Source organism: Microlunatus ginsengisoli, from assembly GCF_039537205.1.
Taxonomy (GTDB): Bacteria; Actinomycetota; Actinomycetes; order Propionibacteriales; family Propionibacteriaceae; genus Microlunatus; species Microlunatus ginsengisoli.
The window spans coordinates 407-4,578 of the sequence record NZ_BAABAB010000037.1 but is presented as its reverse complement, the minus strand read 5'-3'; the positions used below and the strand labels follow the sequence as shown (position 1 = coordinate 4,578).

Sequence of the window (4,172 nt, the reverse complement as noted above, 5' to 3'; positions counted from 1 at the left end):
GACCCCGACCTTCACGCTGTCGACCGGCGCCTGGGAATGGCATCCGGCACCAGCCCATCCATCACGCTGGTGGGCGGGGGCAACTTGTACGCAGTCGCATTCCACGCGAACACCGGCTCCCTGTGGACTCTGGATCCTGAGCACGAAGGCTTCGACCGTGGCCCAGAAATCCGACCGGGTGCTAGCCCCGCAATTGCGCTGAACCCGTGGTCCGGATCGCTCTCAGTTCCGCCTAGCGCCAGCGTCACGGAGATTGGGACGCACTCCTTGACCGTCAGCTTCAGCGGACCGCCGGCAAGCCTTCTGGACGGCTATGACGTCTGGTGGGCAAAGACTGGAGGAGAATCACTTGGGTCCCGCAGACTCCCGGCAGACGCAACGCGATATCAGATTGATGACCTGCAGGGGGGAACGCAATACGACATCGGTGTCGGATACACGACCCGCGACCAGCACCACGGTGGCGTGAGAGTATCGCAGTCCACCAGTGGGTCACCCCCACCTCCGCCGCCACGGGTGCCCGTTCCGGATTTGATAGGAGAGATGGTCCCCCGCGCCGAGAGGCTCCTCGCGGCGGCTGGCTTACATGAGGGACAGGTATTTAATGCAAGCGGCGAGTACAGGAGTGACCATTTGAAGGTGTCTGGGACGAATCCGGTGGCCGGCACTCGGGTTGACCAAGGCTCTGCCGTCGACCTTGCTGTCGTCGCTGTCACCGACCCTCCGGCGGAGATCGCGGACCTGGTAGTTACAACCACAAGGGCGGACCCAGGTGACTTTCCAACCCTCACGGACACCGTTACCATTTATTTCGTCTTCGCCAATATCGGCGCGAAGGACGCTTCGGCTTTCCGAGTTCGATTCGTTCTTGATCGGGGTGCATCAACTCAGAGCATTTACGATCTGGACGTCTCGGGTCTAGCCTCGGGTGGTGAAAAGACTGCATACTTGCGGATGAGTGGTCTGAAGCTCGGCTCCCACTACGTTGAATTTTACCTCGATGTCGACAACGCCATTCCAGAAGTCAACAAAACTAACAATACCAGTACCCACGGGTTCGAAGTTGGGCTGCCCGATGGCCCGTGGGAGGAAATTCCCTTCAAGGCCGATGCCGGTATAAACTAGGTTATCTGCCCTGAAAGGTCGAGGGGTGCTGAGCTTAGCGGCTCGCACGTTGCGTTTGCGGTTGAGCTTCTCGAGAAGGCTTTTGTACGACGTCTGTGGAGTGCCGATCGGAGTCGGCTTCCTCCGGGCGGCCGAGTAACGCGGACTCGTCGTCCGAAGAAACGGTGGCTTATCGCCCCCGGCCCTGAACCCATCGGCGACCAGCGAAAGTACCTGCACCTCCCGGTCGGTCAGCACGGGTCGCTAATTGCGACGGAGCGGGGCGACATCGCGCTATCCGAGACTGACTGCTTTTGGCCGCCATCGCCCAGCCGGCAGAGGGCTGCGGATGAGGGATGCACAGCTGCCGCCGAGTCCTATCTTCGCACCCGCTGGGGAACGATGGTCAGCCGAGCGCTGCGCGACATTGTCCAGTAGTACCTGAGTTTATCGCTGAGGCGGATTCGGCGGGATCGGCTGCCGGCATATTGCGCTGATCAGGGGATTCGCTATCGCTGCACGGTGGTGGGTGGTCACTAATAACCCGCTGTCGGGGGTGGGTAGCCTCCCTGGGTGGGGTCGTTCGTGCGTCGGGTGAAGACCGCGTCCGGTGCGACCGCGGTCCAGATCGTGCACAAGCGCGGCCGTGCCCTGCTCGGGATCGAGCACATCGGCTCGGCTCACAGCGATGCTCAGCTGGCGGTGCTTGTGCAGACCGCCCAAGCGCGGCTGCATGCGGGGCAAGAGACGCTGCCGCTCGGCGACAACGCCGCGGCAGGTGGCCGCCCGATCGGCACGCCGGTGGTGGAGGGCACCGCGTCGCTGATCGTGTGGGAGACGTTGGCAGCGATCTACGACCAGCTCGGGTTCGACCAGATCCACGATGATGCGTTCAAAGCGTTGGTGTTGGCCAGGATCATCGAGCCGACCAGCAAGGCCGACACGGTGCGGGTGCTGGCCGAACTGGGCGTGCCCGGACCGACTCGGGTGACGTTCATGCGCTGCCTGAAACGGGTGATCGAACGCGACTACCGGACCGTCATCGCGTCTGCCTGCTACACCCACGCGGTCGGAGCCGGTGGGGTCGCGATGGTGCTCTATGACTTGACGACGCTTCACTTCGAGACCGACATGGAGGATCGGCTCCGCAAGGTCGGGATGAGCAAGGAACGCCGCGTCGACCCCCAGGTCACCGTCGGCCTCCTCACCACCGGTTCGGGGTTCCCTCTGGATGTGCACGTGTTCGAAGGGAACAAGGCCGAGACCAAGACCCTGATCCCGGTCCTGACCGGCTTCGCCGAACGCCACCACGTCACCGACGTGATCGTGGTCGCCGACGCCGGGATGCTGTCCGCGGCGAACCTGGTCGCGTTGGAGCAGGCCGGGTTCGGCTTCATCGTCGGCTCCAAGACGACCACCGCCGCCGATGATCTGGCCGACCACTTCCGACTCCACGGGAACGCGTTCGCCGACGGACAGATCATCGAAACCATCCGCACCATGGGCACCGGCGGCCAGGCCCGGGACCGGCGGGTGGTCTATGAGTACTCGTTCAAACGGTCCCAGCACGACAACCGGGCGATCAACAAGATGATCGAACGTGCCCAAGCCGTCGCGGCCGGCACGAGACCGTTGAAGAAGGACCGATTCGTCAAGATCACCAACACCGTCAAGGACGTCGACTGGAAACTGGTCGACCGGGCCCGCTACCTGGCCGGATTGAAAGGCTACGTCACCAACATCGACCCCGACATCATGGACGGGCAGCAGGTCTGCGTCGCCTACCACGAGCTCTACCAGGTCGAACGGTCGTTCCGGATGACCAAGTCCGACCTCGCCGCTCGGCCGATCTTCCACCGGATCCGTGACAGCATCGAAGCCCACCTGACCATTGTGTTCGCCGCCCTCGCCATCTCCCGCGAAGCCCAAGCCCGGACCGGTATCAGCATCAAGAAGATCGTGCAATCACTACGACCGTTGAGAAGCGCCACCATCAGCCTCGGCCACCAACAGCTCACCGCCCCACCACGGATCCCTGACCACGCCCAATCCATCCTCGACGACCTCGCCCAGGGTGGTCACTAATCCGATACAACTCAGGTAGTACGAGCACGTAGACGGCGGCTTCGATGATGTCGGTGATTTCTCCCGTCGTGCCGGCCGCGGACCAGTAACGTGGGGGCCGCAGCTGGCCGGCCAAACTTTCAGGAATCAGCCAAGAAGAGCAGCAAGGAAGGCAAGCACGCATGGATGAGAGTGCCGCACGGTTGGCGTTACTCCAGGGAGAGCTCGTGTCGATCGAGTCAAGTATCCGCGGGTTCGACACGATCGCTTTCCAGGTTAAGGGTTGGTGCGTTACAACGGCCCTTGCGATAGCTGGCATAGCAGCCGCGGGCCATCCACAGCTGCTCCTTGTTGGCGTCGGTTCAGTTGTCGGCTTTTGGCTAGTAGATAGTCAAAACCGTTCCATCCAGCGGGTTTTTATCGATCGTGCCAAGACGATACGCGAGAGCATCAGGAAGGACGGCATAGCTAGGGTATTGGCTGGCCAAAGCGATCTCAGTATCCTTGGCAGTCCCGACATCATTACCGGTGCGATGCCAACTCGCGGACAGTTTGGACTATATAGCAGACGCTACTCTCATCGAATCCTCTACGAGGCAGTCCAGGTACACACGATGAGTCTGTACTTGTTTTTGTTGCTCTGTCTTTGCGTGGAAGCAGTCATTATCTGGAGTTAGTGCGGCGGCGTCATCGCGGACGGACGCCGTCTTACATGTCGTTCTCTGATTGCCGCCGACTTGTGCGGAAGTTAGTCGGTGTATTTTGCTCTGATCGGCTGTGGTCGACCTAATTTAATTGGGGTCGTCGTGTACGTACCACTCCGGAGCGCATTCAACACCGCCGCACGCGTAGGCCCTAAGTTTTACACCAGAACCTGCGATTGGCTGGCCAGAGTGCCCGCGCACTCAAGTGCAGAACGCGAATTGCGCCTCGTTGGGGGCGCTGCTGGCGGCCGCGACGGTGGTTACGGGCCCGGGGATGGCGACGTAGGCGTTGACGTCTCC

Annotated in this window: 2 protein-coding genes; both read left to right on the top strand. The window is 61.6% G+C overall.

From position 1 onward, the window contains the following. The coding region (locus tag ABD747_RS21295) for a CARDB domain-containing protein (RefSeq protein ID WP_344808408.1) at positions 1 to 1,125 on the top strand (1,125 nt) is incomplete at its 5' end. A 552-nt stretch (positions 1,126 to 1,677) separates the two neighbouring features. Then, on the top strand, positions 1,678 to 3,189 hold the full coding sequence (locus tag ABD747_RS21290) for an IS1634 family transposase (protein WP_344808406.1): 1,512 nt from the start codon (positions 1,678 to 1,680) through the stop codon (positions 3,187 to 3,189). The last annotated feature ends 983 nt before the right edge of the window (positions 3,190 to 4,172 follow it).